This is a genomic window from Actinophytocola oryzae (genome assembly GCF_004364325.1).
In the GTDB taxonomy this organism is placed as follows: Bacteria; Actinomycetota; Actinomycetes; order Mycobacteriales; family Pseudonocardiaceae; genus Actinophytocola; species Actinophytocola oryzae.
The window spans coordinates 1-1,521 of the sequence record NZ_SOCP01000047.1 but is presented as its reverse complement, the minus strand read 5'-3'; the positions used below and the strand labels follow the sequence as shown (position 1 = coordinate 1,521).

Genomic DNA, 1,521 nt, shown 5'->3' with positions numbered 1-1,521 from the left:
CGCTGATAGGACTACCTTCGTTCATGGCCGGGACCTCCGGGGAACGCTTGCTTCGCTTGTCCTGCGAGGACTGTCATGAGACGGCGTCCCTGGAGGTTTGGGCCGGGGGCTTGTCATCTCGGAAGGTGTCGTCCCGGTGAGGACTGGTTTATCAGCACGATGCAACGCCTCGGGCTCCGGTTGTTTCACTCGCACGCAGGAAGGGAACTGAGGCACTTGTTGGGAGTGGGTATTGACTGGGCCGAGTCGTTTCATGACGTCGCGCTTGGCAGACCTGGCGACGGGATCGTCGACCAGTTCCGTATCGACCACACCGTGGCCGGTGTTGAACGGTTGATCACTCGCTGTCTGGAGCTGGAACCCGATCCAGCCGACGTGCGTGTCGTGTTGGAAACCCGACACGGTGTTCTGGTCGAGGCACTGGCCGACGCCGGGTTCACGGTACTGCCGGTCAATCCGGATCTGGTCGCTCGCCGTCGCGGCCCGGCACGCAAGAAAGACGACGCCGAAGACGCCCGAATCTGTTGTTTGATGGCGCTGGACCAGTTCCTGGAACTGCGGAAACTGATCCCCCACGGCGACCTGGCCGGCGAGTTGCGCTCGATCGCCCGCGACGACGAACGCGCAGCCCGCGACCAGCGACGGCTGCTCAACCGGCTGCGCGCCGACCTGCTCGCCACCTTCCCGGCCGCGGTGGCCATCGCCGGCGACAACTCCGGCGACCTCGGCTCGCCCGTCATGCTGAAACTGCTGGCCAACTGGCCCACCCACGCCCAACTCGCCGACATCGACGCCGACACGATCGAGGCCTTCGCCCGCACGGCCAAGCATGGCTGGCCGGACCGGTTCGCTGCCCGCGTGACCGACGCCCTGGCCGCCGAGCACCTCCCGGTCCGGGACTACCTGATCCGCGCGAAAGCCACCACGATCGCGTTGACCGCGACCCAACTGCTCGCGTTGCGCGACGCCCGGAAAGCCTGGGAACGGCGCATGGCAGCACTGTTGCTCGGCGACACCCGATACGGCCGTGCGAAACAACCCAGAAACCCCGATCCGGGAAAAGCGGTCCCGGGCGGTGAGATCTACCTGAGCTTCCCCGGGCTCGGAGACATCCTCGCCGCCCGGATCGCCGGAGAGATCGGGGACCACATCGAGCAGTTCGACCACCCGAACGGACTGCAATGCTACAGCGGAACCGCACCCGTCACCCGCCGCTCGGGCCGCAGTGAACTCGTCATCGCCCGACGCCTGGCCCACAACCGGTACCTCGGCACAGCCGTGCACCAATGGGCCTTCTGCAGCCTCAACAGCTCCGCCTGGGCACGAGAGTTCTACGACACCAAGATCAAAGCCGGGAAAGCCCACCACAGCGCACTGCGCGCTCTCGCTAACCGCTGGCTGGAAATCTTGTGGCACTGCCTCACCAAAGGCGTCCGCTACGACGAGAACATTCACATTCGCAACCGCTCCAAGGCCCTTCAACCGCCCACAGCGGCCTGAGGTTGACAGAAGGTGTCTCAT

The 1,521-nt window shown here is 65.4% G+C and carries 1 protein-coding gene; it reads left to right on the top strand.

Annotation, left to right across the window (positions count from 1 at the left end; all coding sequences use genetic code 11):
• The first annotated feature begins 225 nt into the window (after window positions 1-225).
• Complete coding sequence (locus CLV71_RS47350; protein ID WP_243867567.1) at window positions 226-1,500, top strand: IS110 family transposase; 1,275 nt, start codon at window positions 226-228, stop codon at window positions 1,498-1,500.
• The last annotated feature ends 21 nt before the right edge of the window (window positions 1,501-1,521 follow it).